This is a genomic window from Mycolicibacter heraklionensis (genome assembly GCF_001021505.1).
GTDB lineage: Bacteria > Actinomycetota > Actinomycetes > Mycobacteriales > Mycobacteriaceae > Mycobacterium > Mycobacterium heraklionense.
This window is the reverse complement of the sequence record NZ_LDPO01000035.1, coordinates 1-25,200: the sequence shown is the minus strand read 5'-3', so window position 1 is coordinate 25,200 and position 25,200 is coordinate 1. Positions and strand designations below refer to the sequence as shown.

Genomic DNA, 25,200 nt, shown 5'->3' with positions numbered 1-25,200 from the left:
CCCGGTGCCGGAGCCTCCGGCACCGGGGCGGGGGCTGGGGCTCTCGGCGGTGCCGGCTCAGCGGCCGGTACCGGCGGCGCCGACGGCGGTGCCGGTGGCGGCACGGCCGCCTTGGGCGGCGGTGCCTGATGGGTGACGACGTTGGCCCGCACGTCGGGCCGGTGCTGGTTGGCCGCCCGCATGCCCACCGCCAACGCGATCGCCAGCGCCAGCACTCCGACCACGAACAGCGCCGCGACCCCGCCGGTGACCAGCATCGGTTTTCGCTCCCGCGGCTGGACTCCGGTACTGAAGTCCAGCAACCGGGAGTCGACGAGCTCGGGGTCTTCGGCGAGATCGGCAAGCGCGCCGCCCAGAACCGCGCCGCTGTCCGGAAGCGCACTGTAAGCCAACGGCTCGTTGTCTGCGGTGACGTTGTAGTCCACCTCGTAGTCCACCCCGTCGGGCGCGATGTAGACGTACCCGGCGCTGGCCAGCGCCGGGTCCAGTTCACCGGTGCCCGGGTCCTGCGCCCAGGCCTGCGCCCGGGTCGAGGACGTGAACAGCGGGGCGTGCGCACTGGCCAGCGCCGCCCCGCGGGCCAACGCCATATCCGGCTCCTCCGGCACGCTGACCGGCAGTGGGGTGGCTTTGTCCAACTCCGGCTTGATCATCGCCACGTTGACGCCCGAGCCCACCACGAACAGGCCGTCGGGCTGCGATTCCAGTCGTTGCGCCCCGGCGACCAGCTCGGTGATCTCGCCGACCGCGCTCTCGTCATCGGGCGACAGCGGCTGGCGGTGGATCTCGCTGATCGAGCCGTCGTCGGAGCTGACGACGGCCAGCGTGGCCGCTTCGGGCTCGACGAACAGCAGAGCAGTCCGGGCGTAACGCGTCGCACTGCCCACCGACTGGGCCAGCGCCGCGGCGGCAAGAAACGCCGACACCAGCATCACGTTCTCGACCTTGCGGCCGGCCAGCGCCTCGCGCAGCGCGGTCGCGTCGTCCGGATTACTCCAGGTCACGCCGGTGGAGCTGAGCTGATAGCCGCCCTCGCGGGCTCCCTCGCGAGTGCCCAGGATCGCCGACACCACCCGCTCCGGGGCGGTTTGAGCCCCGTCGATGACGTCGAAGTCGTCGTGCTCCACGGTGACCCCGTCGGCGTTTTCGCCTTCCACCAACACCATGCGGACCGCCGAGGGCGCCACCGACACCCCAAGAACGATCTCCACGAAACCTCCCCTGCTACTGCTATCGGCCAGGTATGTGGGCCGAACCCCCACCAGGGCTGGCCGATACCGGCTTCATCGCAGCCGCGAGGCGGCCGTCAGATCCGAGGGCTAACCGGACTTGATGAAGTTCTGGTACGAGCGGGACGGCGTCGGCCCGCGCTGGCCCTGATATTTCGACCCTACGCGCGTACTGCCGTAAGGGTGCTCGGCCGGACTGGTCAATCGCAGCAGACACAGCTGGCCGATCTTCATACCCGGCCACAACGTGATCGGCAGATTCGCCACGTTGGACAGCTCCAAGGTGATGTGCCCGGAGAAGCCGGGATCGATGAAACCCGCGGTGGAGTGGGTCAGCAGGCCCAGCCGGCCCAGGCTCGACTTGCCTTCCAGCCGGCCGGCCAGATCCTCCGGCAGGGTGCAGCACTCCAGCGTGGAGCCCAGCACGAACTCGCCGGGGTGCAGCACGAACGGCTCGCCGGGTTTGGGTTCGACCAGCGTGGTCAGCTCGTCTTGCTGTTGAGCGGGGTCGATGTGGGTGTAGCGGGTGTTGTTGAACACCCGGAACAGGCTGTCGAGGCGAACGTCCACGCTGGACGGCTGAACCAGGGCGTCGTCGAACGGGTCGATGCCCAGCCGGCCAGCGGCGATTTCGGCCCGCAGATCGCGATCGGAGAGCAGCACGGCACGAGCGTATCCGCAGACCCGAGGGTTCGGTCGAATGACCGGGCCCCGCGTCATGGCTGGGCCCCAGGTCATGGCCGCCGAGTGTGCGGTTTGGTTGGATTTTCGGCCGTTCGGCCAACGATTCCGCACACTCGCGAGGCGGCGAGGCGCCCGGGTGCTAGCCTGCTAGCGCACCATGCCGATGTAGTTCAATGGCAGAACATCAGCTTCCCAAGCTGAATACGCGGGTTCGATTCCCGTCATCGGCTCCATCGGCTCCACGCTTGACCAGCGAAAACCCCTCACTTCACCCACGGGACGATGGGCACGAACGGGCGGTTGGCGTTGTGCCAGAAGTGGTCCAAGGCGGTCACTGCGGTGTCGTGAGTGATCAGCCAACGCCCGCCCTGCTGTGACAGCACGATGGCCTCGGGCGCGCTCTCTTCATGAAAGCCCCCCACGGAAGTGACGGTCGCTCCGGCGGAGTCGTCCGGCGCGGGCTGAATGTCGGACACCACGAACTGGTAGGGCAGCAGCCCGGCCTCTTGGGTCTCGCGCAGACGCTGATCGATCGTCTGCGCTTCTTCGGGACTGAAGCCAGGGGTGACGACGTTTCCCTTGTTCGCCGCCGGGATGTCCGGGTTGGTCAGCTCGGCCATCGCGGCCAGCACCTCATCGGGAGTGGGAACAGGTTCGGACGCAGAGCAGGTTGCGGGAGTGGCCAAGCCCGCCAGCGCAGCAGCGAGCAATACCGAGGTCGCGGCGATTCTCATGGCGCAAAGCTAACTTCGTTATGTGTCAACGATGTTTTGCCTTTGCAACAGCAAATGAACTCTGACAGGTCGCAAACAAGGCTCTCAGCAGGGAGTAGGGTCGTTTCGCGCCGAGATCTGGGGTGTTCGACAACGGTTTCCACTACAGCGATTCGCGCCGGTAGCACAATCACCCGTATGGGTCTTTTTCCGAAGCCGCACGCCACCCTCACCGACGCCGAGGTCGCCGACGCACTGAGCCGCGCGGTCGCGGTGATCGACCCGCTGCTCGACCTGCTCGCCGAGGCTGATCCCATCGGGCTGCGCAAACGGACCCGCCGACTGCTCACTCCGCCCCGCGGGCTGAGCCAGCGCATCCGCCGATTTCGGCTGCGGCGGCGCCGCAACGAGGCCGGCCGCGGCGCCAGCGTCACCAACCGCGCCCTCAACGCCGGGGCGCAGCTGATCAACGCCGCGGATCTGCCCGGCACGGCGGCGTGGGAGCGGATGAGTCGCGAGCAACGCGTGCACTGGTGGGTGCACCGGGTCGGTGCGCTCAACACTCTGGTGGTCGCCTCCCCCGGGGCGTTCGGATGGCTGGCCCGAGTGGTCCCGGTGGGCGAGTTGGCGGGGTTCGTCAACCACGCCATCGTGTTGTGCGCGCTGGCCCGCGAGTACGGGGTCACCGACCGGCGTGCGCAGGTGCGACTGCTCGCCGAGGTGTTGTGCGGTCGGCATCTTCCCGAAAGCGTCGAGGTACCAACACAACCCGCTACCCCGCCGCTTCCCGAGACGCCGCCGCCGGGCTGGAAGCCGCTGCAGTCGATCACGTCATCGACCCCGGTGATGATCACCCGCAGCGTCTGGCAGCTGGCCGGCATCCTGCGGGCAACTTTCGACGAGGTGAGCAAGCGACCCCACCCGAAGAAGCTCTACCAACGCCTGGGTTCGCTGCCCGGGTTCGGTTTGTTCGCAGCCTATTTCGGCGAGCGAGGCGCCCTGATCCGAGCGGCCGAACAGGGCGTGACCTGGCTCGAGGCCCACGAAGACAATTCCCGCGGCGCCGGAGAAATAAGCCCGCTCTAGAAAACCCTGATCCAGTCGACCAGCATCTCCGCGGGGTAACTGCCCGGCCCGGGATCGCCGCCACCTGAACCGGCAACCGCCAGATTGAACACCGAAAATACTTGGTAGCCAGGGCTATTGAACGGCCAGTCCGCGATCGAATTCGCCGGAACGGTGAAGTAGGGCGCGGCTCCGTCTACGTAATCGCGCCAGAAGGCGATACCGTCGGCGTCCCAGCGGCACCGCCAGGTGTGCCAGGCGGTGTCCATCGAGATCTGGTGGGTCGCCCATTCCGCACCGTTCGCCCTGGTGTGGACGGTGGTCGCCGACGGCCAATTGCCGTTCCCGTACCACTCCAGCACGTCGATCTCGCCTTGATCCTCGTTGCCCATCCACCAGGCGGGCCAGGCGCCGGCGGTCAGGCAGTTGAGTTTGATGCGGGCTTCCCAGGTGTGGCCGATACCGCCCATCCACCGGCTCTGGACTTTACCGCTGTAGTAGGTGCCGCCGTCTTTCGCGGCGCGCAGCACGAGGTTCGACTTGCCGTCGACGAACACATTCTTGCGATCGTCGCGGTATTGCCCGACGTTCTCGGGTCGCTCCCAGAACGTCGGGTCCTTCATCGATTCCCGGGCCTGCGCCACCATCCATTTCGCAGGGTCCGGCGCGGAACCGGCCGGGCCGTCGAACTCGTCGCTGAAGAGGTAGGTCTGCGACGGGGCGGCGGGCAGCGGGCGGACGGGCCCCGGTCCGGCCCAGGCCTCCGGCAGGCGCATCCCGGCGGCAAGCATGCCGAATCCCGTCGTCAACATCAGGCTGCGTCGATTCATCTCGGGCACCTACGCATGAAACCACTACAGCGGCCAGGGCATCAATGGCAGAAGCCCCGCACACCTGAAGGTGTGCGGGGCTTCTGCAGTGTGTTGTAGCGAGCTACTAGCCGACGATCGGAGCCGCGCCTTCGCCACCCTGGCCACCAGCGCCCGGGGTAGCTTGGCTGCCGCGGGCACCAGCTGAGCCCGGCGCGCCAGGGGTCTCTCCGTTGGCGCCCCCGCGGCCACCGTCACCACCGTCACCCGCCCAACCCAAACCATTAGCGCTGCCGCCGGCACCGCCGATACCACCTTTGCCGCCAGCCGCAGTCTCACTGCCACCTCCGGTACCACCGGCGCCTCCGGTACCACCGGATCTGCCATCGATGCTGTCCGGCGTGCCACCGACGCCGCCCGCACCGCCGACGCCGCCGTTGCCGCTGGTCGAAGTGCCACCGGTACCGCCGGTGCCACCGGTACCGCCGTCTGCGTTGTAACCGCCAGCACCGCCAGCGCCGCCTGTGCCACCGTTGCCACCATCACCGATCGTGCCGGCGCGGCCGCCGAGCGAACCCGCGGTTCCAGCCTTCGCACCGGCCTCGCCGCCCTCGCCACCGACCCCGCCTTGGGCAGCGGCGGTGAACCTAGGATCATGGAGGCTGCCGTCACCGCCAGCGCCACCCTCGCCGCCGACACCACCGACGCCGGAGTTACCGCCGCTACCGATGAGCGAGCCGCCGCTGCCCCCATTGCCGCCGGCACCGCCCTTGCCACCAGCGCCACCGGCTTCAGCACGCGAGTTGACCGCTGCGGCGCCGTCAGCTCCGGCACCGCCGGTACCACCCTTGCCGCCATTACCACCGTTACCGACCATCGACGCAACACCGCCATCGCCGCCGATACCGCCGACGGCGCCCTCAGCACCGGTACCGCCGGCGCCACCGTTGCCGCCGTTGCCCATCAACGAGCCACCAGCACCGCCGTCACCACCGTTATTGGTGCCGTCGATCACGTTGCCGTCGGCGTCTTTGAAGACGCCCAGCAAACCGGCGCCACCGTCACCACCGTTACCGATCAGGCCCGCGTCACCACCGGCGGAACCGGCGACACCGCGGCCGCCGTCTCCGAACAGCAGACCACCGTCGGTGGCCTCGGTCAGCACGCCGCCGTTGACGAACGCGTTAGCACCGTTGCAGATCAAGCCGCAGCTGTCTCCCGTGGCGAACAGCGTGTTGATGCCGGTGCCATCAAAGATCGGAATGAGCAGTTGGCCCATCGAGTGGATGCCGCCGTAGATCACGTCGTAGATGCCGTCCAGGCCAAAGCCGGCCGCGGAGCCGGGCAGGTCCGAGCCGTCGAAGCTCGCGGCGCCCTCGGACAGGTCTCCCCAAGAGAACGAAACCAGCAGCGAGTCAATGGCATCGTCCAAATCGAAGTCGGCGTGTGCGGCCGGAGCGGCGGCCAGCGGGCTCAAGCCCAACGCCAGAAACGCACCAACGGCGCTGGTAGCGCCGATCAAGTGGCGGCGGATGCCGTTGTGAACGTGAGCCATCTAAGAGGTCCCCTCGCGCAGACTGCCTGTGATACAGCCATTATTTTCCCAAGATTTACTTGGTTTCCTGCGGGGCGACGTTACCGGAGCGCCGCCTAAACCAACGCCCAATACGCTGGGGCTCGACAGCAGTCCAGCACTATGGCGCCCAACTGAGCTGCGGAAACCTTCCTTGAGTCAAGGAATGATGTGATTTATGTCATATCTCAGGGCGGGCACAGGAACGTGAGGTGACAGCCCGCCGTCACAGCAGCCCCTCTAGAACACCCGCACCCAGTCGATCAGCATGTCCGCCGGGTAGCTGCCCTGACGGGCGTCCCCGCCGCCGGATCCGCCGATGGCCAGGTTCAGGATCGGGAACACCGTGTAACCCGGGTCGTTGAACGGCCACTCCCGGCCCGGCTCGTCGATGTTCTCGATGCCGACGGCCGGAACGGAGAAGTACGGCTCCATGCCTTCGACGTAGTCCTGCCAGAAGTACATCCCGCTCTGGTTCCAGGTGACGCGCCAGTTGTGCCAGTTGCCGTCGACCGGAAACGCGAAGGTTTCGAACGCGGTGCCGTAGGGGTTGGCGTGCACGGTGGTGCCCGACGGCCACTCGCCGTTGCCGTACCACTCCATCAGGTCGATTTCGCCCTCACGGCCCGGGTCGTCGTTGGACAGCCACCATCCGGGCCAGCAGCCCGCGGTCTGGCAGTTCAGCTTGATCCGGGCTTCCCAGGTGGTGCCGATGCCGCCGCGCCAGTTGCCGTGCACCAGGCCGCCGAAGAAGGTGTTGCCCTCCTGGGTGCCCCGGATCACCAGGTTGGAGTTGCCGTCGAGGAAGACGTTCTTGCGGCTGTCGCGGTACTGGTAGAAGTACTCGGGCCGGTCCCAGCCGACGGGGCGACGAATCGGGGTGCGGTGGTTGGAGATCGTCCACTTCGAGCGATCGGGGGCCGAGCCGGCCGGGCCGTCGAACTCGTCATGCCAGATGAAGGCACCGGACTTGGCAGCGGCCGCTGGCGGGGTCGCAGGGGCGGCCGGGTCGGCGGGGGCAGCCGGCGGCTGCGCCGGGTCGCCTGGCGCTCCAGGGACCGCGGGAACGGCTCTGGCCTGGGGGGTCGGGGCTGCGGCGGCCAATGCGCCGGCACCCAGCATCATCATGACTTGGCGGCGGTTCATCTCGGGCACGGTGGCAATCTAACCCACACCGCACCGGTGTCAAACAAGGCAAGCCCGCCCGCGTGGCCTATGTCACCTCGTCGCCCTCGGCGCTGTCGTCGAGCACACCGACGGCGATCCCGTAGGGCAGGAACCGCACCCGGCGCTTCGGGTCGGGGTTGCGCTGGCTGGCGCGCAGCGCATCGATCTCGGTGGCGTAGACCTGCTCGACCCGCGCGGCGCCGTCGTCGCCGACGGTATAGATAGCCCACACCCCGTCACCGGTCTCGCCGGTGGTCGCCGGCTCGGCCCGAGCGGCGCGGGCCAGATCGGCGAAGATGGCACCCCAGCCCGCCCGGTCCCCGGCGGCACCGAACGTGCCGGAGAAGCGGTCGAATGCCGCGCGCAGCCCCTCGCCCGCCTCACGCATCATTCGGTCCAAATCTTCGGAATCGAATCCGAACGCACCGCTGTCACCCATTGCGAGCCCCTTTCACGCTGGTCGCCACACCCCAGTGTGCCTGCGCGGGGCGGATCCGGCCACGGTCTCAGGCGACGCCGGCCGGCTCGCGTTCGTCGATCAACCGGCGTCCGCTGCTCAGCCGCCGGCGCATTTCAGCCAGGTAGTAGCGCGCCGGCAGCCAGCGAATCGTCCGTGGCACCAATCGGTACACCGGCGGCAGCACCGTCAACAACGCGTCGAACAACCGCTGATCGCGGGGACTCCATTCCCAGTGCAGCTCCTCGCGCAGCCGCGTCGGCAGCAGTCCGCGGGTGATCCACCGATTCAACGGCATGGCGAGCCGGATCGGCAGCGGCGCCTCGCGGCCGCTGAACAGATCGTGGGCGAACGCTCGCACGTGGTCATCGATGGTCAGCTCGTCGAGTTTGCCCTGCCAATACCGTTCGAAGTCGGCCCTGGTGGGCGGCCACATCTCCGGCTTGACCTGCAGCGCGGTGCCGTAGATCGCCGACTGCTGGTACAGGCGCTCGGCCGTTGCGTCGTCCATCGGGCCCAAGAAACGCTCGTAGAGGTCCTGCCCGTTCTTGTACAGCGTGGCCGCCACCCACAGCTGCAGGTCCGGGTCGAATCCGTTGTAGGACACCGGACTGTCGGGCCCCGACTTCACCGGGACGTGCGCCTGGTTGACCATCTTGACCAGTGCGCGCCGCTCGTCGTCGGTGCCCAGCGTGACGCAGTAGATGTAGGTCATGGTGGTGCGCAGCCGATCCAGCGGCCGATTGAGCACGGTGCTGTGGTTGGCGACGCCGTGTCCGACACCGGGCTCGGCCAGTTGCAGCAGGACTGTGACGCCCGCCCCGAGGTAGAGAAAGCCCTCCCCGACGTAGTCGGCCAGGTTCAGGCCCCGGTCGATCGGGGGGCGCGATTTGCGGATCGCCATGGTCACTCCCTCTCTGTTGCAACAATATGACGTTAATTGTTGCAACGTTGCCTGCGGTTGGGAATGGACTTTCGGCCCTTTTCGGGCGGTAGATTCGACACCGATGGCCGCCAACCCGCTGTTCGCGCTGCTCAGCAATCCGGATGAGTCGGGCTCCGATGCCCGCATCCTGCAAGCGGCGCTGGAGCAGTTCGCCCTGACCGGAGTCCGCCGGACCAGCACCGACGACATCGCCCGCCGCGCCGGCGTCAACCGGGCCACCCTCTACCGACGGCTCGGCGCCAAGAAGGAGATCGTCGCCGCCGCATTCCTCTACGAGGCCGGCCGGGTGCTGACGCAGATCGACTCCGGCACGGGAGTTTTGGCCGATCAGCCCACCGATGCCGAGATCGACGACTACATCGTGCGGTTCTGCACGATCACGCTGATCACGGTGCGGGAGAACCGCTTGCTCCTGCAACTGCTCGAGGTGGACAGCGACGAGACACTGCGGGCCCTGACCGTGGGGGCCGGCAACGTGGTGGAACTGGCGTCGGCCTTTCTTGCCGAGCGCATCCGCATGGTCCGCGAGCGATCCGGCGGATCCACCGACCCCGCCGAGATCGGTTCGCTGTCAGCGGTTCTGGCCCGGCTCACCCAGTCGCTACTGCTGACTCCGGACGGGCCTCCGCAGGTGCGCACCCGAGAAGAGATGGCGGCGTTCTCCGCAGCAGTGCTGGTGCCCCTGATCCGGGGGCAAGCGCGCGGCTAGTTCTCCGGAACGGTGATCGGAATCGGGATCGGCACCAACGGAATTCGCAGGTATTCGGTGGTCATCGGCACGGTGGTGGTCGGCGGCACCGTGGTACTGGGTGGTTCGCTGGTCGTCGGCGGAACCGTCGTGGTCGGCGGCGTCGTGGTAGTCGTGGTGGGCGGCGCCGTCGTGGTGGTCGTGGTGCTGGTCGGCGCCTCGGTGGTCGTCGTGGTGGGCGGCGCCGTCGTCGTCGGCGGCGGCGGCTCCGTGGTGGTCACCGGCGGCGGGGCCGTCGTGGTGGCCACCGGCGGCGGCGGTGGCGCACTGGGCGTCGGGGTCGGCGGTGCCACGGCACTGGTCTCGAGCGGCGCCGGCGTCTCGTCGTGCTGACCGCGGGTCAAACTGTAGAGCGCCCCGGCGACGGCGATCAGCGCCACCAGGATGCCGACGCCGAGTGCCAACCGGGGTAGCCGCGAAGGTGCGCGACGGCCGGGGGCCGGCGCAGCCGGCACCGAGACCGTCGGGCGGCGGCCGGTACCCAGATCCTGGTCGTAGTAGGGGTCCTCGACGTAGGGCACCGGTTCGGCACCAGCACTGCCGTCCTCCTGCGACCAGGCGAACGCATCCACAACAGCACCGGAACCCGGAGCAGACATCACGGTCGGCGCCATGTCGGTCGCGTCGACCGCTTCTGCTTCCCTGGTGGCCTCGTCGTCCTGCGGGTCATACATAGCTGACTACCTTGGATCGACAACGGCTGGAATGGCCTCACCATAGGCGGGGCCGAACCGTTCAGGATCGCCGACACACCGGCGGTCGGCGGGCTATCAGCGGATTCACACCACGGTCAGCGGCAGCGATTTGCGGGTGCGGAACACGAAATCCGCACCGCTGCTGACCTTGGTCACCATCACCTCGGGCAGTTCTTTCGCCTCGGCGTCGGTCTCGGTCAGCCGGGCCACCCACTCGGTATCCGACCCCTCGACCTCCACCCGCAGGTGCGGGTTCACGGCGGTCGCGATGGCCTGCAGCGGGTTGAGGTCCTGCGGCGAGCACAGCGTGATCCAAGCGCCGTCGTCGTGTGCGGGCGAGGGGTGCACCGCAATGGTGTCCTCCCCGATGTCGGCATTCACGTAGCCGATCGGATTGAGCAGCGGGTGCAGTTCGAAGGTGCGCAGCGCACCCCCGATGTCCTCAGAAAGCTTCAGCGCATTCTTGATTCGCAGGGCACCCAGCCCGGCCAGGCCGGTGAGCTGACGGCGGCCCACCGATGCGGCCAGCTCATCGGAGTCCGCCCTGGCACGCACCGCGAGCGCGAACGACAGGTAGAGCAGGTGCATCTGCAAACACACCTCGTCGGCGATGCGGACCAGCGCCGAATGGGAGAACGCGGTGAAGTCGACGTCGGACAGCAGCGGTCCGGCGTAGTCCGCCAACCCCTCGTCAGCGGCGTCGATATCGTCGAGTTGCCAAGTGGCCGCTTTGCTTTCGCCGATCACCGCCAACGCGGGAATCGGCTGGGCCGGCGGGTAGGACTCGTCGATGATCACGGTCCAGTGGCAGTGCGGCTGGCGGTCTGACGGCGTGCGGGGCGGTCGGTGCACGGGACGGCACTGCGCGTGGACGTTGGTGGCCACCGCGGTGGCGTCGAACGTCGGATCCTCGATCGTGTGGCACATGCCGAAGACGTAGTCGTCGCCCATCGGCTCCACGTCGAGCAGCGCGCCGCAGCTGGCCAACTCGAACTCGCCGTTCCAGCGGTCATGGACGGTGAAGCGAAAGTCCATGAACTGCGGCGGTGAACCGATGTCGAACTGCAGGCCCTTGAAGATGGTGAACACGTCGTCGCCGGTATAGCCCAGCGCGCGCTGCATGCGCCGGGTGTAGATGGGACTGGACCCCGCCCACTCCTCGATGGCGATCTGCACCATCTCCTCGCGGCCGAACTCGGATATGCACCAGGCCATTCCGGAACGGTCGATCATGTGCCCGATCAGCAGCAGTTCGGGCACCAGCACAGCCAACTGCTCACGGGACAGCGACGCATACCTCGATTCGGTCACGAGCCAAAAAATAGTCGCGTCTATGTTATAAAGTCAACAATGACTATTTCCGCTGGTTCCACCCGGGCTTCGGGACCCTCCGGGCCGACCCGGCGAACCAGCGCACCCCGCAAGCGCGGTGACGACACCCGAGCCCGGATCATCGACGAGACGGTGCGCTGCATCACCGATGAGGGTTTCGGCGCGGCGACCGCCAAACACGTCGCCGAGCGCGCCGGGGTCACCTGGGGGGTCATCCAGTACCACTTCGGGGACCGCAACGGCCTGCTGATGGCTGTGGTCGACGACGGAGTAGCCGAACTGCTGACCAGCCTGTCCGCCGTCGACGTCAGCGAGCTGGGACTGCGTGAGCGCATCGAAGCCGTCGTCGACACCGCGTGGCGCTGCTACGCCAGCCCGACTTCGCTGGCCGCGTTCGAGATCCTGCGGGCCACCCGCGGCAGTTTGGGTGAGCAGTCCCACGAGCACCTGCTGCAGATGAACTCAGCGATCAACGGATTGGGCCGGCTGGTCTCCGACGACCCCGCCGACGCCGGTGTGGCCGAGGTGATCTGGGCAGCACTGCGGGGAATCGTGTTGGCGCAGATGATCATGGGCGGGCCCATCGACTGGCAGACCGAGCGGCGGGTGCTGATCGACATGGTCGCCCACTACCTGCAGCGCGATCGCGGTCAGCCGATCAGGCGCTAGCCCGTCCGCCAGTGCGACGGAAGCGGCTGCCCTTCACGCTGTCGGGTGTGATACGCCCAGGACGAGGCCAGCCAGCCGCTGCCGTTGGTCAGCGTCGTGACCGGCTTGCCGTCCTGATCGTCGTTCTTGCCGTTGGTCTTCTGGTTGCGGCGGCCGGTGGTATCGGGCGTGGCACCCTGGCCTGCGGTGGTTCCCATCATCGCCTCCTGGCACGCCATTCCCGGCGGCATTCCGACGGCGACCGGCAGCGGGGTCTCGGCGGCGGCCAGTGTGTAGGCGACCGGCTGCATCTCCGGGGCGGCGGTGGCCCAGCTGGGCGGCACCGACAGCCCCCCGATCGGGATCGCCCTGCCCACACCCGGACCCATCACCGGCGTCGTGGACGCCGACAGCACCCCGCGCGGCCCGATCCCCTCGAAGGTCAGCGCGCCCTCGGCCCCACCGCGGACGTACACCAGCCGTCCCCAACCGGCGCCGTTGCTGAGCACGGTGTACAGGCTGGAGTCGAAGCTCAGGCCGCTGGTGGCGATGCTGCTGAACGGCGTCAGCTGGCCCAACTCGGAGGTCAAGGCTTCCCACCACGACGGCGGATCCGTCGTGGCCGCGGGATTCACCAACTGCTGCAGCGTCGTCTGGATGGCGCTGTTGAGCTGGGTCAGCGCCGGGCTGTTGCTGCCGGCGGCGTGTGAGGCCGCCGCGGACTGGGCGCCGGGCCCGGCCGGGTTGGTGGTCTGCGGCGGCTGGTCGAGTTCCGGCAGGGCGCTGGCCGGCATCGCCGCCGCCGCGTAGCCGTACATGGCAACGGCGTCTTGGGCCCACATCTCGGCATACGCAGCCTCTGCCGCGGCGATGGCCGGCGTGTTCTGGCCGAAGAAATTGGTGGCGACCAGGGTGGCGAGCAGGGTCCGGTTGGCGGCCACCACGGTCGGCGGGACGGTGGCGGTGAAGGCGGCCTCATACGCCGCGGCAACCGCCTTGGCCTGTATCGCGGTCTGCTCGGCGTTGGCGGCCCCGGCCTGCAGCCACGCCACGTACGGGGCCGCCGCATTGGCCATCGCCACGGACGTCGGGCCGGACCACGCGTGCCCGATCAGACTCGAGATCACCCCGGAGTAGCCGGCCGCGGCCGTCTCCAGTTCGGCGGCCAGGGCATCCCAGGCGGCCGCCGCGGTGAGCATGGGCGCTGCCCCCGGGCCGGTGTACATCCGGCCGGAGTTGACCTCCGGGGGGAGGAGCGCGAAGTCCATGTCGTCGGGGGATTAACCTGCGGCCGGCGGGCGGGGCACCACGGTCCGGCGATGGGCGGCGGCGCGCGACGTCGCCGCACCCAGACCGCGCCCGGCCAAGGTGCCGAGCATGGTCTCACCGAACGCCCCACCCGGCACGCTCCCGGCCAGTGCCGGTGCCGCCGGCGCAGCGGGGGCAGGTAGCGGCGCGCCCGCCGAGGTCAGCGTGACCGGCATCGCCCAGCCGTGGGGCACCGACAAGGCGCCGATCTTGAGCGCGTTGCCCGCGCTCGCCGACGACCCGACACTGCCCAGTCCGGCGCCCAACCCGCCGAGCCCGGATTTGCCCAGTCCCAGGCCGCCCAGGCCCAGGCCGGCCGGGCCGATCTTGGGCGGGTGCAGGATTTCGTCCAGGCCGCCGGGGTTTTCGGCCTGGAACGCGGCCAGACCGATCCCGTTGTTGATGTTGCTGAGCATGTTCGCCGTGCCGGACCAACCGGTCATCGTGGCACTCAGGCCCTGGGTGGCCAACCCCGTGAACGGCGAAATCTGACCGATGATGGAGATCAACGACGTCAAGATATCGGTGGCTGCACCGTCGCCGGCCGCCGCAGACCCGGCCTGGGCGACGGCGGCGGACTGGGCGGATTGGCCGGCCGCGTTGGTGGTCTGCGGCGGCTGGCTGAACTCGGTCAGCGCCGACGCGGTCGCCGAGGAACTGGCGTAGCGGTACATCGCGGCCGCGTCCTGGGCCCACATCTCGGCGTATTGACGCTCGGCCTCGCCGATCGCGGGGGAGTTCTGCCCGAAGAAGTTCGTGGCGACCAGCTGCTTCAACAGCACCCGGTTGGCGCTGATCACCGGCGGGGGAACCACCGCCGCCACCGCGGTCGAGTACGCCTCCGCGGCGGCGACAGCCTGGCGGGCCGTCTGTTCGGCCTGAGTGCCGGTGCCGCGCAGCCAGGTCACGTACGGCGCCGCGGCGGCCGCCATCGCCGTGGCCGCCGGGCCGGTCCACGGACCGGTGGCCAGGCCTGACGTCACCGAGTCGTAGGTGGCCGCGGTGGTGTGCAGCTCGGCAGCCAGGTTCTCCCACGCGGAAGCGGCGGTCAGCATGGAGCCGGATCCGGGTCCGGCGTACATGCGTCCCGAATTGATCTCCGGGGGCAGCACCCCGTAGTCCAGGTACACGATGTCTCCTCGCTCACGGCACCAGGTGGTGCCTTCAGCGGTTGCGGACGGCTATTCCGATCCTCACGAAACGGTATGTAAATGAACCGTAGGTTAAGGCGAAGTGGTCAACAGGGTGGCGGGCGGATGAACTGTTAGGCGGGCGTCTACCGGCGCGACGTATCCGGCGCACACCGTACCGATGGTGTTCACCGATGATTCACTTTGATTCCGCTGCTGGTTAATTCAGCTCAGCGATGCTGTTGGCACTGTGATAGATCCACGATGGGCTTTGATCGCGATCGGCGCTACGGCGCTGGTCAGCGCCGCCGCTCCGGCATCCGCCGACCCGGACACCGACGCCACATTCATCAGCGCGATCGAACAGGCGGGTATCGAATACACCAATCCGGCCGACGCCGTCGCCGTCGGCCGGGAGGTCTGCGCCTACCTGGGCGCGGGGCATCACTCAGATGCCGCCGCCCGCGCGGTGCGGATCTCCAACCGCAGCATGTCGGTCAAGAACGCCGCCCGGTTCGTGACGTTCTCCCAAGTGGCGTTCTGCCCCGACTCGATCATCGATTGACGGAGGAGACGATGACGGTTCGCATGCCCGGCAAACTCGCAGTGACGGCCTTCGCGGTGGCCGGTCTGTTGGGTATGGCCACACCGGCGGCTGCCGATCCCGGTGACGGCAACTTCCTCGGCGCCCTCGACAAGATGGGGATCTCCTACCCCGACCCCGCCGACGCGGTCGCCGGCGGGCATTCGGTGTGCGACTACCTCACCTCGGGGCACTCCGCCAATCAGGCGGCCAAGGCCGTGAAGAACGCCAATCCCAGCCTCACCCTGACCCGGGCGTCCCAGTTCGTCAGCATCGCCCGCGCGTCGTACTGCGAAGAGGCCTGAGGAACTACTGCGCGATCGCCATGACCGCGCCCGGGCGCAGCCACTGGATGATCTGCACCAGCTTGGCATCGTCAATGGCCACGCAGCCTGCGGTCGGGCCGCCGTCGGTGGTGTGAAAGAAGAAGCCGGCGCCGTCACCGGGGGTGCGTGCGGTGTTGACTCCCATCACCACAGCGTGCTTGTACTGCGGGATCTCGAGGTTCTCGCTCTCGCTGGTGTCGAACGCGCACTGCGCTTTCTTGCAGACCTGCATGGTGTTGAACGTGGGGCTGTGATCGTCGCCGTCCCACCAGTGGTCGGACCCGACCTGGACATACTGCAGTCCCCCACCGGGATTCGGCGCGGTGCCGAACGCATACGGCAGGGTGAAGACTCCCATCGGGGTGGCCGGATACCCGCTCTTCGCCTTGGGTGCCATGCCGGCCGAACCGACATGGGTCGGGATTCCGGCGGCCACCGGTTGCCAGCCCGACGCGCTGCGCTGGTAGACGTCCATCTTGGCGTCCGAACCGCCTACCCCGACAACCGAAATCACCTGACTGGCGTTGCCGACCGAGCGGGCGAACCACGGAATGGCGTCGGCTTGGGCTCCCGGTGCCGCGGTCAGCGCCGCAGCAGCCGTGCACAGGGCAGCGCTGAACACGCTCACAAGTCGGCGCATTCACTCATCATCTGCGCACGCCGGAAGCGGGTCAAACACCGCTCCCGGCGCGCCGGGCCGCGTTCACGGCTCCGCGCGCCGCGGCAGGTCTTCGACCGGCGCCTCACCCTTGAGCAGGCCACGGGACGACAGATAGTCGCGGAAGTACTCGCGGTGTTCGGGACACGTCAGCCAGACCTTGCGACGTTCGGGGGTGTGCAGCTTCGGGTTGTTCCACAGCATGCCGTACACCGCGTCGGCGCTGCAGCCCTTGCGGGAGCAGACGAGCGCGCCCACTGGGTCGGCGTCACTGCTGGTCATCAAGATCATCCTGCGGCGCGCCCGCGGACTCGGTCAACCCCGGTCGCCGCCACGGTTGCAGGACCAGAGCCCACGCCGTCAGATAGGCCCAGCCCAGCGCCCACCCGGCCAGTACGTCGGAGGGATGGTGCACGTTGAGCGCCACCCGGGCAACACCGACCGCGCCCACCACCAGCACGCCGACGCTCACGGCCGCCACCCTGACATTGCGCCGCCGCAGCACCGGCAGCGCCAGCAGCAGCGCGCCGACGCCGATCATCACCCCCAGCGCGTGCCCGGAGGGAAACGAGGTCGAGGACGCCGTGACCAGCGCCGTCACCGGACGCGGTCGGCCGACCGAGCCCTTGGCCAGCACGGTGAGCAGCCCGCTGGCCTCCACCGCCAGCAACAGGAACAGCGCCGCGCGCAACCGGTGACGCAGCACCGCGACCAGGGCCGCCACCATGCCCACCGCCCGGAACACCGCCGGCTCGAAGACGGTGGAGATGCCGTCCCAGAACCGGACCCAGAACGGGTGTTTGACCGCGACGTCGTAGCTCGCGTCCAGTGCGGCGGTGTCGACGCCGGCCAGCCAGGTCCAGTCCTGCCGATAGCCCACCAACATCAGCACGTAGACCGCCGCCGCGGCCGCGACCGAGACCAGCGCCGCCGCACGCGCGGCCGAAGGCGACACCACCTAGTTCCCGCCGCGGGAAGTCCCGACGCCGCGCAGGTCCGGCCAGGGCGGGCGGCGCAGTACCGCCAGGGACGCGATGACCGCGGACAGCAACCCGGTGAGCACCCCCACCAGCGCGATCCGGTTCGCGTCGACCGCGGCGACCCACCTGGCCTTGTCACCGCGGATCACGATCACCCCGAGCGGTGTGGCCGTCACGTCCGAACCGTCCGGGCCCGAGGCGGTGACCCGTGCGGCGGTGATGACCGTCGCCCCGTCCGGGGTCTGATGGGGCTCGCCGTAGACCAGGTTTGCGGCGACGTCGGCGGACAGGTGATCGAGCAGTTGCGAACGTTTCATGACGAGCGTCCCTTCGTGTGGCTCCTACCATGATCCCGTGGCTGATCCTTCGTTCACCGTGCAGGAGCGCCAAGCCGTGTACCGGGTGATCGCCGAACGGCGCGACATGCGCCGATTCGTGCCCGGCAGCACCGTCGACCCGGGCGTCCTGGCGCGCCTGCTGGCGGCGGCCCATGCCGCACCGAGTGTGGGCCTCATGCAGCCGTGGCGGTTCGTCCGGATCACCGACGACGTCCTGCGGCACCGGATCCATGCCCTGGTCGACGAGGAGCGCCATCGCACCGCCGAGGCACTGGGCCGTCGCGAGCAGGAGTTCCTGGCTTTGAAGGTGGAAGGCATCCGCGAGTGCGCCGAGCTGTTGGTGGTGGCGTTGCGAGACGGCCGGCAGGCGCACATCTTCGGTCGCCGCACCTTGCCTCAGATGGATCTGGCATCGGTCTCGTGCGCGATTCAGAACCTGTGGCTGGCCGCCCGTGCGGAGGGGCTGGGCATGGGTTGGGTGTCGCTGTTCGAGCCTGCGGCGCTGGCCCAGCTGCTGGGGATGCCCGCGGATGCCGAGCCCGTGGCGATCCTGTGCCTGGGCCCGGTCCCAGAGTTTCCGGACCGGCCGGCGTTGGAGATCGACGAGTGGGCCTACCGACAGCCCTTGGGCGAGTTCGTCTCCGAAAACACTTGGGAGATCCCATGAAAGACGATGCCGAAGCCGCCGCGGTCCGCGAGGTCTGGTCGTTGCTCGGACTGCCGGGAATCATCGACGTCCACACCCATTTCATGCCCAAGTCGGTGATGGACAAGGTATGGAAGTACTTCGATGCGGCCGGCCCCATGGTCGGGCGCCCATGGCCCATCAACTACCGGATGGATGAGTCCAAACGGGTCGACACGCTGCGCGCCTTCGGGGTACGACGGTTCACCTCGCTGGTGTATCCGCACAAGCCGGAGATGGCGGCTTGGCTCAACCAGTGGGCAGCCCAATTCGCCCGGGACACACCGGATTGCCTGCCCACCGCGACCTTCTACCCGGAACCCGGCGCGGCCGACTACGTCAAAGCCGCGATCCATGCCGGAGTCCGAATCTTCAAGGCACACATCCAGGTCGGTGATTATGACCCGACCGACCCGCTGCTCGACGACGTCTGGGGAGTGATCGAGGACTGCGGCATCCCCGTCGTCATCCACTGCGGCTCCGGTCCGCAGCCCGGCCGGTTCACCGGGCCGGAGCCGGTTCGGCGACTGCTGCACCGCCACCCACGGCTGGCTTTGATCATCGCGCACATGGGTATGCCGGAATACGACGAATTCCTCGATATCTGCCTGGATTCGCCAAGCGTGCACCTCGATACCACGATGGCCTTCACCGCGTTCGTCGACCAGCTCATGCCGTTCCCGACCAGCGAAGATCCGCGCCTGCGCGCCGCGGGTGAACGGATTCTGTTCGGCAGCGACTTTCCGAACATCCCGTACGGCTATCGCGAGGCACTGGACGCGATCACCGCGCTTCCCGGTATCGACGACGCCTGGCTGCGCGGGGTCCTGCACGACAATGCCGCGCGGCTGTTCGCAATCGAGTTACCATCCGGTTGACGTCGCACCGGGGGCCGCAGGGCCAGGGCGACCCGTGAGAAAGGCCGGCGACCGTGAGCACTGACGTCACCCCGCTGAACCCGCCCATCCCGATTCCCGACGTTCCGGGTGCCGATGCCGGAGAACAGGGCCTGCCGCGCCGCAGCGAGTTGTCGTTGCGGGAGAAAGCGATCGTGGACGCGTCGGCTTTCGCCGATATCGGCTTGCGAACCGCGGTTGCTTCCATGGTTGCCGCGGCGATGATCCCGTCGGTGCTCACCACGGCGGTCGGCCGTAAACAGTCGCGGCAGGAGCGTGAGCGGCTGGCGTTCTACGCCGAGCTGGCGTCACACCACGACCCAACCAGATCCTTCCCGGCGCCCCAGGAACTGCCGAGGGTCTCAGCGCGACGGGCCAATCCGATCGCGGAGGGGATCGCTCGCGGCGCCGTCGAAAACGTCTCATTCCGCAGTGGTTTCGACGCCGTCAACCCGGCAATGCGCGACTCCTGGCGCGCCCTGGGCAACAACAACGTCGCGCGGTTCCAGCATTGGCGTCACGACGACGGGCCGCGGCCGACGCTGTGCGTCATCCACGGTTTCATGGGATCGGCCTACCTATTCAACGGCCTCTTCTTCTCGCTGCCGTGGTTCTACCGATCCGGATATGACGTCGCCTTGTTCACGCTGCCCTTCCACGGTCGGCGGGCCGAAAAGTACTCTCCCTTCAGCGGATACGGCTACTTCTCGCACGGTATGTCGGGCTTCGCCGAGGCGATGGCCCAAGCGGTCCACGACTTTCGCTCGATGGTCGACTATCTGGAGTCCACCGGTGTCGACCGCTTCGCGTTGACCGGGTTGTCGCTGGGCGGCTACACCAGTGCCCTGTTGGCCGCCGTCGAACCCCGACTGCAAGCGGTGATCCCGAATGTGCCGGTGGTTTCCGTCGAATCCGAGATCCGCGACTGGTTTCCCGCCAACCTGGTACTGGCGGGCGGACAACGGCTGGGGCAGGTCGGCGGCGACGAATTCGTCGCCGCGACGGCCTACCACTCACCGCTGAACTACGCCCCGCTGGTGGCCAAGGAACGGCGACTGATCATCACCGGCCTGGGCGACCGGCTGGCACCACCGGAGCAGTCTGAAATGCTCTGGCACCACTGGGATCGGTGTGCGCTGCACTGGTTTCCGGGAAACCATGTGCTGCACGTCAGCCAACCGGCCTACCTGCGCAGGATGACCGCATTCCTGCGGCCCTACATGTTCTAGCTACGCGCGGCCGCGGGTGCCGCTGCGACCGGCCACCGCAGGCCGGCGAGATCGTCGCCGGTCAGGGCGGCGTGGCCGTCCAATCGGCTGCCGGACAGCGGGTGCAAGCTCAGCAGCGCACTGCGGTGATTGCCCTGCTGCGGCAGCAGTCCGGTCAGCGGGGCGCCGCCATCCGGAGCGGACCCGGTGCGCAGCGCGCACGCCGCGGCGACGGTCTGCTGGCCGTCGTCCTCGGCGAATTCCAGCACCGTCCAGGTCTCGCTGGCGTTGACGGCCTGGATCCGGCTGATCGTGTCGGCCAGTGCGGCGTCGATCCCCACCTGGTAGGCGGCGACGTGGTCGCCCGAGCCGTCGACAACCGAACGCCACGTTTCCCGGGCATTCCCGTCGATCAGCGAGGGGATCTCATCGTCGGCGACCACAGTGGTGTCCCAACCGATTTCGCGAAGATGGTCGGCGAGACGCCGAACGGCGACGTCGACGGTCCGCTGCAGCGGGATGGAAGCCGAGCGGGCCTGCAGCGCGGCCAGATTCGGTGCGGCAGCGTACGTCAGGCCGATCCAGGTGTCGGTGGTTCCCGCACCGCCATCCGACCGGGTGCCCCGGCTGGTGATGCGCACCGTGTCGGCCCGCAGACCGTATCGGTTCAGGTAGCTCGCGATCAGCGACAGCGGTACAGCGTTCCCCGCCGCCGAGTCCGTGATGCGCAGCGCCCCTGTCGCCCGCGCGCCAGCAGCGTCCCGGCGGTCGGTGTGGGCGCCGCCGCGCGAGCGCAACATGGCGAACCGGCGGCGGGCGATCGTGGTGAAGTGCAGGCCCCGCCACCACCCGAGCAGCAGGATCGGCACGATGATGCCCGCGGCAAGCGCCCAGCGCTCTGCGGTGGTCTGCCAGGGGTTCGCCATCAGCGCCGGCACCACGGCCAGCAGCACCAAGGTGATCCGGGCCGGGCCGGGCCGGGGAATGGTGGTTGGGTGCGAGCTCACAGCTGGTCTTCCTTTCGTCGGCGAGCGGCCGCCGCGGCGCCAGTGGCGACGGCGACGACCAACCCGGCCAGCAGTGCGGTTCCGGCGAAGGCCACGATCCGTGGCGCCGGGTCCTCGGGTTGCGGCGCCGGGGGTGGGGAGATCTTCTTCGCGGGTGCGGCGGCCGGATCCGCGGCCGGGGGCAATTCCCAGGTCAGCGCGGCCACCGGGTCGATGATTCCGGCGCCCACCACGTCGGACGGCGCGCGCGCGGAGTTGTGGGCGGTGGAGACGATCCGGTGCGCGACCTGCATCGCGTTCAGGTCGGGGTAACGACCGCGGACCAGTGCGGCCACGCCCGCCACGTAACCGGCGGCGTAGCCGGTGCCACTGAGCGGCACCAGCCGGCCCTGGTTGCCGGGCAGCGCGTTGGCCAGTCCGCCGTCTTCGCGGTTGCTCACCGAGACGATCTCCTCGCCGGGGGCGGCCACGCCGACCCACGGTCCGGCCATGGTGAATCCGGACGGCCGGCCACTCGACGACAGCGACGCCACCGACAGCACGTAGGGATGCCACCATGACGGCACCGACAGCGACGTCACCCCGGCCCAGTTGCGTGGATCCTGCGGGCGGCTCAGGTCGGTGAGCGCATTGGACTCGCACGCCTCCCCGCCGCCGCCGACCGAACCGGTCTGGCCGGCGTCACCGGCGGCCGCCACGACCAGCGCGTCCTTTTCCACCGCCGCGTAGCGCAGGGCGGCACCCAACGCCGTCTGGTCGACGTTGCGGTCGGCCGGCAGGCAGGTGGTGGTGGAGATCGTGATGACCCGCGCGCCGAGGTCGGCGGCATGCACGATGGCCCGCGCCAGTGCGGTGATGTCAGTGATCACCCGAGTTGTCCGCGGGTCGTCTCCGCCCAGCCGCGGCGAGATGGTCGCCGAAGCGGTCCGCAGGGACAGCAGGCGGGCGGCCGGGGCAACCCCGGAGAAGCCGTCATCACCCGGCTGGCCGGCCACGATCCCAGCAACCAGCGTTCCGTGTCCGTCGCAGTCGGTCAGGCCGTCGGTGGTGCCGATGTAGTCGCCGCCCGGCTCCACCGCCGCAAGGCGCGGGCCCGGCCGTACACCGGTGTCGATGACGGCCACCGTCTGACCCTCGCCGCGAGAGAACTGCCACGCCGCAGGGAGATCGAGCATCCGCTGTCCGGCCGCCGCGGCGCTGAGGTTGCTGCCGGGCAGCAGACCCGAACTGGCGCAGTCGCCGCGCTGTTCCATCGCCGTGACGGGGCCGGGCGCCCCGCTGGGCGGCGGCACCGTCGGGTCGACCGTCGGCGGGGTGATCGCCAGCGCCGGCGCACTGGTCAGCAAGGCAGCCAGCATCGCGACGCCGGCGCCGCGAACCGCCGATCGACTCCGACTGTGTTGTGCGGCAACGGTCATCGAGACAGAACCCAGGCGAAAATGCCGACCAGGTAGGCCATGACCGGAATCAGGGTGGCGTCGACGCCGGAAGCCAGGAAGCCCACCAGCCGCCGGACCGGCAGTGAGTAGCTCTCCGGCGATGCGACGGCCGGGCTCAGGGAGACCACCGCCCACACCGCCACCAAGGCGGCCAGCACCAGCACCGCACCGAAGGCAGCCGCGTACCGGCCGGTGGCCGCGTAGCCGACCAGCAGCGCGATCGCGGTCAGGTGCGGCTCGGCCAGCAGCCAGGCCTTGCACCACGCCGAGTCCCACACCCGGGCACGCAGCACCGAAGCCACCGCGATGCCGGCGACCACGTACCACGCCCAGCCCGAAAGCCCCTCGGGCGCAAAGGCGATGGCCACCGAACCGAGCACAGCGAGCAGCACTGCCCCGGCGATGAAGCCGGTCTGGTGGGCGTCGGTGACACGGACTCGACGAGGCAGGTCCTCCAGCACGCTCTGCGGCAGCGCCGACGGCGTCGGGTCGCCCGGAGCCGGGATCACCGGCAACGGCAGTCGCGCCCACAGTGCCGAAACCTGCGGCGCGGCAACGGTCAGCAACAGCGACGCGGTGATCAGGCCGCAGCCGAGAGTGAGCGGTGGCAGCTCCCAGAACGTCCTGACGGCAGCCGCCGCCAGCACCCCGACGCCGACGACCACCGCGGCGGTGAAGAAGGCGATCCCACGCTCGCCACGACCGCCCGGCGGCACGATCAGACAGATCAGCGACCACGCGCTGACCGCTGCCGCGCCCAGCACCACGTGTGCCGGACTGAACAGCCCCGGCACCGCCAAGGTGCCCACCGCGGCGAGCGGTACCAGCGCCGCGATCGACAGGGTCAGCGCGGCTTCGGGCGACCGTGTGCGGCACAGCAGTGCAGCAAGCACCGTAAGCAGGGCGATCGCCCCGGCCGCGAACAGGCCGGCCGGCTCGCCGGTGAGGGCGCGGTGCGCGGTCGCGAGCCCGGTCGCGGCGAAAATCAGCCCCGTCCCGGCGGCCAACGCCGCGCGTTGAATGTGCTTGGCACCCCAGGGCTTACGCCGCGATGCGGAGAAGATGACGGCCGCGTCGGCGATGTCTTCGACGATGCCGGGTGCTGCCGGGCCGACCGGCACCGGACGCAGGGCCAGCAGGTCGCCGTCCACGACCCCGACCGTGTCCAGGCTGGCGTCCAGGCTGAACGGGGCGCCGCCGACCGGCGCCAGGCTCAGCCGCGTCGTCGCACCGGCGGCCGGTTCGGCGTCGTCGCCGGCATCCGGGGCCACCAGGCGTTGCACCGCCGGCAGGATTTCGCGCAGCGGCAGCTCCGCGGGCACGGCGATCTCGGTCAGCCGACTGTCGGCCAGGACCGCGATGCGGACAATCGGCATGACGGCGCTGGTCAGCACCGGGGCTTCGGTCATTGGTGTTCCCTATTCTTCTCTGCGAGGACGTTCTTTTTCGCTGCTTCAGGACAGCTGGGTGGTGAAATCTCTGGACAGGCGCTGACCGGGGAACCAGGTGCCCTCGGGCAGGGTGGCGGTCAACTGTTCGATCGCGACGGCAGTCGCAAAGTCGGTTCCGGGCCGGAAGGTCGACACCCACTCGCCGTCGAAGGCCTGCGACGGAGTGACCAGGATGCGGCCCGCGTCGGCATCGACCAGACTCATCCCGACTTCGGTGGTGGTGTGCCGGCCGTCTCGCGCGCACCCCGCGACGACCTCGACGTAGCTGCGCGGGCCGGTGAACACCGACTCCACGATCGGCCGGGCCGAGGCGGGAATGCCTAGGTAGTCAAGCACTTCGGTGAGCGGGGCACCCGCACGCAGACGCTCGTCGGCGCGTGCACCGACCCGGGCGGGCAGGGTGAACTCGTCGAACCGGGCCGGCGGGCGGTGCCGCAGGCCCGCGCCGAGCACCGGGACCAGCAGGCGCGGGTCGTCGATATCCATCGCGGTGAACGTGACCAGTTGCGCATTGCGCAATGCCACCACCGTCCGGCCGGGTTTGCCGGGGTTCTGGTCGCGGCGCGCGACGATGCCCCGCAGCATCTCGGGAGTCCCGCCGGCGGCCGAACCCACATAGCGCAGGTCCAGCCACCGGTCGGGGAAGCACACCACCCGGATCCATTCGGCCACGGCCGGATTGACCGTACCCTCCGGCGAGACGACTCCCATCCGGGTGAGCTCGTCGCGCTGGCGCGCCATGAACGCGCCGCGCTCCCCGGCGTCCGTGTAGGGCATGGTGATTGCCAACACCCACGGAAAAGACCCGGCACCAACGGTTTCCGCGATGTACCAGGCTTGCTCGACGGTCAGTTCGGCGGCGTTGGGCTCAGTACCCATCGCTGCCTTCCCTCATCGAGCGGATCACTGGGGTCAGCCCCACTTGGCGGCTTCGGCGGTGTCGCGCGCATTCATCATCAAGGTGTTGGTCTCATGCGTGGTGGCCATCGCGTGATACGCGCGGACCAACTCCTCCATCGCCTGATTCCACTGCGCCTGCCACGCCTGATACGTCATCCCCGTATCGCCCTGCCACGCCGCCGACAACGCCGCCTGCTCACTGGCAATATCAGCACCCACCGCCTG

At 68.9% G+C, this 25,200-nt stretch carries 29 protein-coding genes and 1 tRNA gene; 9 read left to right on the top strand and 21 right to left on the bottom strand.

What is annotated here, in order from left to right:
- Both ABW16_RS22790 and dcd read right to left on the bottom strand, forming a co-directional pair.
- Positions 1 to 1,211 (bottom strand): DUF7159 family protein (locus ABW16_RS22790; RefSeq protein ID WP_052957070.1); only part of this gene is annotated, 1,211 nt, incomplete at its 3' end.
- Positions 1,212 to 1,319: 108 nt separating this feature from the next.
- Complete coding sequence (gene dcd, locus ABW16_RS22785; RefSeq protein WP_024443368.1) at positions 1,320 to 1,892, bottom strand: dCTP deaminase; 573 nt, start codon at positions 1,890 to 1,892, stop codon at positions 1,320 to 1,322.
- Positions 1,893 to 2,072: 180 nt separating this feature from the next.
- Here dcd and ABW16_RS22780 point away from each other — a divergent pair.
- Positions 2,073 to 2,146, top strand: a tRNA-Gly gene (locus ABW16_RS22780).
- Positions 2,147 to 2,176: 30 nt separating this feature from the next.
- On the opposite strand, the gene ABW16_RS24040 is transcribed toward ABW16_RS22780, so the two are convergent.
- Complete coding sequence (locus tag ABW16_RS24040; RefSeq protein WP_131721558.1) at positions 2,177 to 2,647, bottom strand: hypothetical protein; 471 nt, start codon at positions 2,645 to 2,647, stop codon at positions 2,177 to 2,179.
- Positions 2,648 to 2,824: 177 nt separating this feature from the next.
- Here ABW16_RS24040 and ABW16_RS22770 point away from each other — a divergent pair, with 177 nt between their 5' ends.
- Complete coding sequence (locus ABW16_RS22770; RefSeq protein WP_047321473.1) at positions 2,825 to 3,712, top strand: hypothetical protein; 888 nt, start codon at positions 2,825 to 2,827, stop codon at positions 3,710 to 3,712.
- On the opposite strand, the gene ABW16_RS22765 is transcribed toward ABW16_RS22770, so the two are convergent.
- The 5 genes from ABW16_RS22765 to ABW16_RS22745 form a co-directional block, all read right to left on the bottom strand.
- Positions 3,709 to 4,530, bottom strand: a complete 822-nt coding sequence (locus ABW16_RS22765) for a glycoside hydrolase family 16 protein (protein WP_047321472.1) — start codon at positions 4,528 to 4,530, stop codon at positions 3,709 to 3,711. The two genes, ABW16_RS22770 and ABW16_RS22765, sit on opposite strands and share 4 nt — an antisense overlap.
- Before the next feature lie 97 nt (positions 4,531 to 4,627).
- Positions 4,628 to 6,055 (bottom strand): hypothetical protein, encoded by a 1,428-nt coding sequence (locus ABW16_RS27930; protein WP_052957068.1) that lies wholly within the window; start codon positions 6,053 to 6,055, stop codon positions 4,628 to 4,630.
- Positions 6,056 to 6,313: 258 nt separating this feature from the next.
- Positions 6,314 to 7,219 (bottom strand): glycoside hydrolase family 16 protein, encoded by a 906-nt coding sequence (locus tag ABW16_RS22755; protein WP_047321482.1) that lies wholly within the window; start codon positions 7,217 to 7,219, stop codon positions 6,314 to 6,316.
- A 67-nt stretch (positions 7,220 to 7,286) separates the two neighbouring features.
- Entirely contained in the window at positions 7,287 to 7,679 is a 393-nt protein-coding gene (locus ABW16_RS22750) for a hypothetical protein (protein ID WP_047321471.1), read from the bottom strand.
- Between the two features lie 67 nt (positions 7,680 to 7,746).
- Positions 7,747 to 8,601: an oxygenase MpaB family protein gene (locus tag ABW16_RS22745; RefSeq protein WP_047321481.1), complete on the bottom strand. Its 855-nt coding sequence runs from the start codon at positions 8,599 to 8,601 to the stop codon at positions 7,747 to 7,749.
- Between the two features lie 103 nt (positions 8,602 to 8,704).
- On the opposite strand from ABW16_RS22745, the gene ABW16_RS22740 reads away from it, so the two are divergent.
- On the top strand, positions 8,705 to 9,352 hold the full coding sequence (locus tag ABW16_RS22740; RefSeq protein WP_047321470.1) for a TetR/AcrR family transcriptional regulator: 648 nt from the start codon (positions 8,705 to 8,707) through the stop codon (positions 9,350 to 9,352).
- Here ABW16_RS22740 and ABW16_RS26670 read toward each other — a convergent pair.
- Positions 9,349 to 10,065, bottom strand: coding sequence for a hypothetical protein (locus ABW16_RS26670; protein ID WP_157864285.1), 717 nt, complete (start codon positions 10,063 to 10,065; stop codon positions 9,349 to 9,351). The two genes, ABW16_RS22740 and ABW16_RS26670, sit on opposite strands and share 4 nt — an antisense overlap.
- A 105-nt stretch (positions 10,066 to 10,170) precedes the next feature.
- Positions 10,171 to 11,397: a hypothetical protein gene (locus tag ABW16_RS22730; RefSeq protein ID WP_047321468.1), complete on the bottom strand. Its 1,227-nt coding sequence runs from the start codon at positions 11,395 to 11,397 to the stop codon at positions 10,171 to 10,173.
- A gap of 39 nt (positions 11,398 to 11,436) precedes the next feature.
- Here ABW16_RS22730 and ABW16_RS22725 point away from each other — a divergent pair, with 39 nt between their 5' ends.
- Positions 11,437 to 12,087 (top strand): TetR/AcrR family transcriptional regulator, encoded by a 651-nt coding sequence (locus ABW16_RS22725; RefSeq protein WP_047321467.1) that lies wholly within the window; start codon positions 11,437 to 11,439, stop codon positions 12,085 to 12,087.
- Here ABW16_RS22725 and ABW16_RS22720 read toward each other — a convergent pair.
- Together ABW16_RS22720 and ABW16_RS28060 are read right to left on the bottom strand one after the other, a co-directional pair.
- Positions 12,084 to 13,334, bottom strand: coding sequence for a PPE family protein (locus tag ABW16_RS22720; protein ID WP_052957067.1), 1,251 nt, complete (start codon positions 13,332 to 13,334; stop codon positions 12,084 to 12,086). The genes ABW16_RS22725 and ABW16_RS22720 overlap by 4 nt on opposite strands.
- Positions 13,335 to 13,346: 12 nt before the next feature.
- On the bottom strand, positions 13,347 to 14,504 hold the full coding sequence (locus tag ABW16_RS28060; protein WP_052957066.1) for a PPE family protein: 1,158 nt from the start codon (positions 14,502 to 14,504) through the stop codon (positions 13,347 to 13,349).
- Positions 14,505 to 14,754: 250 nt separating this feature from the next.
- On the opposite strand from ABW16_RS28060, the gene ABW16_RS22710 reads away from it, so the two are divergent.
- Positions 14,755 to 15,069: a DUF732 domain-containing protein gene (locus tag ABW16_RS22710; protein WP_052957065.1), complete on the top strand. Its 315-nt coding sequence runs from the start codon at positions 14,755 to 14,757 to the stop codon at positions 15,067 to 15,069.
- An 11-nt stretch (positions 15,070 to 15,080) separates the two neighbouring features.
- A complete protein-coding gene (locus ABW16_RS22705) occupies positions 15,081 to 15,392 on the top strand; it encodes a DUF732 domain-containing protein (protein WP_230987350.1) in 312 nt (103 codons plus the stop codon).
- Positions 15,393 to 15,396: 4 nt separating this feature from the next.
- On the opposite strand, the gene ABW16_RS22700 is transcribed toward ABW16_RS22705, so the two are convergent.
- From ABW16_RS22700 to ABW16_RS22685, 4 genes are all read right to left on the bottom strand, one after another.
- Positions 15,397 to 16,053 (bottom strand): L,D-transpeptidase family protein, encoded by a 657-nt coding sequence (locus ABW16_RS22700; RefSeq protein WP_047321466.1) that lies wholly within the window; start codon positions 16,051 to 16,053, stop codon positions 15,397 to 15,399.
- 63 nt (positions 16,054 to 16,116) lie between these two features.
- Positions 16,117 to 16,353 carry a hypothetical protein gene (locus ABW16_RS22695; RefSeq protein WP_047321465.1) on the bottom strand — a complete coding sequence of 79 codons (237 nt, stop codon included), beginning with the start codon at positions 16,351 to 16,353 and terminating at the stop codon, positions 16,117 to 16,119.
- A complete protein-coding gene (locus tag ABW16_RS22690) occupies positions 16,340 to 17,029 on the bottom strand; it encodes a phosphatase PAP2 family protein (protein ID WP_327083228.1) in 690 nt (229 codons plus the stop codon). The genes ABW16_RS22695 and ABW16_RS22690 overlap by 14 nt, the downstream gene beginning before the upstream one ends.
- Positions 17,030 to 17,368 carry a hypothetical protein gene (locus ABW16_RS22685; protein WP_047321464.1) on the bottom strand — a complete coding sequence of 113 codons (339 nt, stop codon included), beginning with the start codon at positions 17,366 to 17,368 and terminating at the stop codon, positions 17,030 to 17,032. It lies immediately after the preceding gene.
- A gap of 37 nt (positions 17,369 to 17,405) precedes the next feature.
- Here ABW16_RS22685 and bluB point away from each other — a divergent pair, with 37 nt between their 5' ends.
- From bluB to ABW16_RS22670, 3 genes are read left to right on the top strand one after another with little or no spacing between them, the layout of a single operon-like run.
- The gene (bluB, locus tag ABW16_RS22680) at positions 17,406 to 18,056 is read left to right on the top strand and encodes a 5,6-dimethylbenzimidazole synthase (protein WP_268768053.1); all 651 of its coding nucleotides are present in this window, start codon (positions 17,406 to 17,408) and stop codon (positions 18,054 to 18,056) included.
- A complete protein-coding gene (locus tag ABW16_RS22675; RefSeq protein ID WP_047321463.1) occupies positions 18,053 to 18,952 on the top strand; it encodes an amidohydrolase family protein in 900 nt (299 codons plus the stop codon). Before bluB ends, ABW16_RS22675 begins: the two co-directional genes overlap by 4 nt.
- A 53-nt stretch (positions 18,953 to 19,005) precedes the next feature.
- Positions 19,006 to 20,199 carry an alpha/beta hydrolase family protein gene (locus ABW16_RS22670; protein WP_047321462.1) on the top strand — a complete coding sequence of 398 codons (1,194 nt, stop codon included), beginning with the start codon at positions 19,006 to 19,008 and terminating at the stop codon, positions 20,197 to 20,199.
- Here ABW16_RS22670 and eccE read toward each other — a convergent pair.
- From eccE to ABW16_RS22645, 5 genes are all read right to left on the bottom strand, one after another.
- Entirely contained in the window at positions 20,196 to 21,185 is a 990-nt protein-coding gene (gene eccE, locus ABW16_RS22665; protein WP_047321461.1) for a type VII secretion protein EccE, read from the bottom strand. The two genes, ABW16_RS22670 and eccE, sit on opposite strands and share 4 nt — an antisense overlap.
- Positions 21,182 to 22,603 carry a type VII secretion-associated serine protease mycosin gene (gene mycP / locus ABW16_RS22660; protein ID WP_052957064.1) on the bottom strand — a complete coding sequence of 474 codons (1,422 nt, stop codon included), beginning with the start codon at positions 22,601 to 22,603 and terminating at the stop codon, positions 21,182 to 21,184. Before mycP ends, eccE begins: the two co-directional genes overlap by 4 nt.
- Positions 22,600 to 24,033 carry a type VII secretion integral membrane protein EccD gene (gene eccD / locus ABW16_RS22655; RefSeq protein WP_327083227.1) on the bottom strand — a complete coding sequence of 478 codons (1,434 nt, stop codon included), beginning with the start codon at positions 24,031 to 24,033 and terminating at the stop codon, positions 22,600 to 22,602. The genes mycP and eccD overlap by 4 nt, the downstream gene beginning before the upstream one ends.
- Positions 24,034 to 24,078: 45 nt before the next feature.
- Positions 24,079 to 24,954, bottom strand: a complete 876-nt coding sequence (locus ABW16_RS22650) for an ESX secretion-associated protein EspG (RefSeq protein ID WP_047321459.1) — start codon at positions 24,952 to 24,954, stop codon at positions 24,079 to 24,081.
- Positions 24,955 to 24,987: 33 nt separating this feature from the next.
- A partial coding sequence (locus ABW16_RS22645; protein WP_047321458.1) for a WXG100 family type VII secretion target occupies positions 24,988 to 25,200 on the bottom strand: 213 nt, incomplete at its 5' end.

Excerpts from the sequence above, each read along its gene's own strand:
- ABW16_RS24040 (WP_131721558.1), bottom strand. The coding sequence starts at position 2,647 with ATGAGAATCGCCGCGACCTCGGTATTGCTCGCTGCTGCGCTGGCGGGC.
- ABW16_RS22770 (WP_047321473.1), top strand. The coding sequence starts at position 2,825 with ATGGGTCTTTTTCCGAAGCCGCACGCCACCCTCACCGACGCCGAGGTC.
- ABW16_RS27930 (WP_052957068.1), bottom strand. The coding sequence starts at position 6,055 with ATGGCTCACGTTCACAACGGCATCCGCCGCCACTTGATCGGCGCTACC.
- ABW16_RS22755 (WP_047321482.1), bottom strand. The coding sequence starts at position 7,219 with ATGAACCGCCGCCAAGTCATGATGATGCTGGGTGCCGGCGCATTGGCC.
- ABW16_RS22750 (WP_047321471.1), bottom strand. The coding sequence starts at position 7,679 with ATGGGTGACAGCGGTGCGTTCGGATTCGATTCCGAAGATTTGGACCGA.
- ABW16_RS22745 (WP_047321481.1), bottom strand. The coding sequence starts at position 8,601 with ATGGCGATCCGCAAATCGCGCCCCCCGATCGACCGGGGCCTGAACCTG.
- ABW16_RS22740 (WP_047321470.1), top strand. The coding sequence starts at position 8,705 with ATGGCCGCCAACCCGCTGTTCGCGCTGCTCAGCAATCCGGATGAGTCG.
- ABW16_RS26670 (WP_157864285.1), bottom strand. The coding sequence starts at position 10,065 with ATGTATGACCCGCAGGACGACGAGGCCACCAGGGAAGCAGAAGCGGTC.
- ABW16_RS22725 (WP_047321467.1), top strand. The coding sequence starts at position 11,437 with ATGACTATTTCCGCTGGTTCCACCCGGGCTTCGGGACCCTCCGGGCCG.
- ABW16_RS22720 (WP_052957067.1), bottom strand. The coding sequence starts at position 13,334 with ATGGACTTCGCGCTCCTCCCCCCGGAGGTCAACTCCGGCCGGATGTAC.
- ABW16_RS22705 (WP_230987350.1), top strand. The coding sequence starts at position 15,081 with ATGACGGTTCGCATGCCCGGCAAACTCGCAGTGACGGCCTTCGCGGTG.
- ABW16_RS22700 (WP_047321466.1), bottom strand. The coding sequence starts at position 16,053 with ATGCGCCGACTTGTGAGCGTGTTCAGCGCTGCCCTGTGCACGGCTGCT.
- ABW16_RS22695 (WP_047321465.1), bottom strand. The coding sequence starts at position 16,353 with ATGACCAGCAGTGACGCCGACCCAGTGGGCGCGCTCGTCTGCTCCCGC.
- ABW16_RS22685 (WP_047321464.1), bottom strand. The coding sequence starts at position 17,368 with ATGAAACGTTCGCAACTGCTCGATCACCTGTCCGCCGACGTCGCCGCA.
- ABW16_RS22675 (WP_047321463.1), top strand. The coding sequence starts at position 18,053 with ATGAAAGACGATGCCGAAGCCGCCGCGGTCCGCGAGGTCTGGTCGTTG.
- mycP (WP_052957064.1), bottom strand. The coding sequence starts at position 22,603 with ATGACCGTTGCCGCACAACACAGTCGGAGTCGATCGGCGGTTCGCGGC.
- eccD (WP_327083227.1), bottom strand. The coding sequence starts at position 24,033 with ATGACCGAAGCCCCGGTGCTGACCAGCGCCGTCATGCCGATTGTCCGC.
- ABW16_RS22650 (WP_047321459.1), bottom strand. The coding sequence starts at position 24,954 with ATGGGTACTGAGCCCAACGCCGCCGAACTGACCGTCGAGCAAGCCTGG.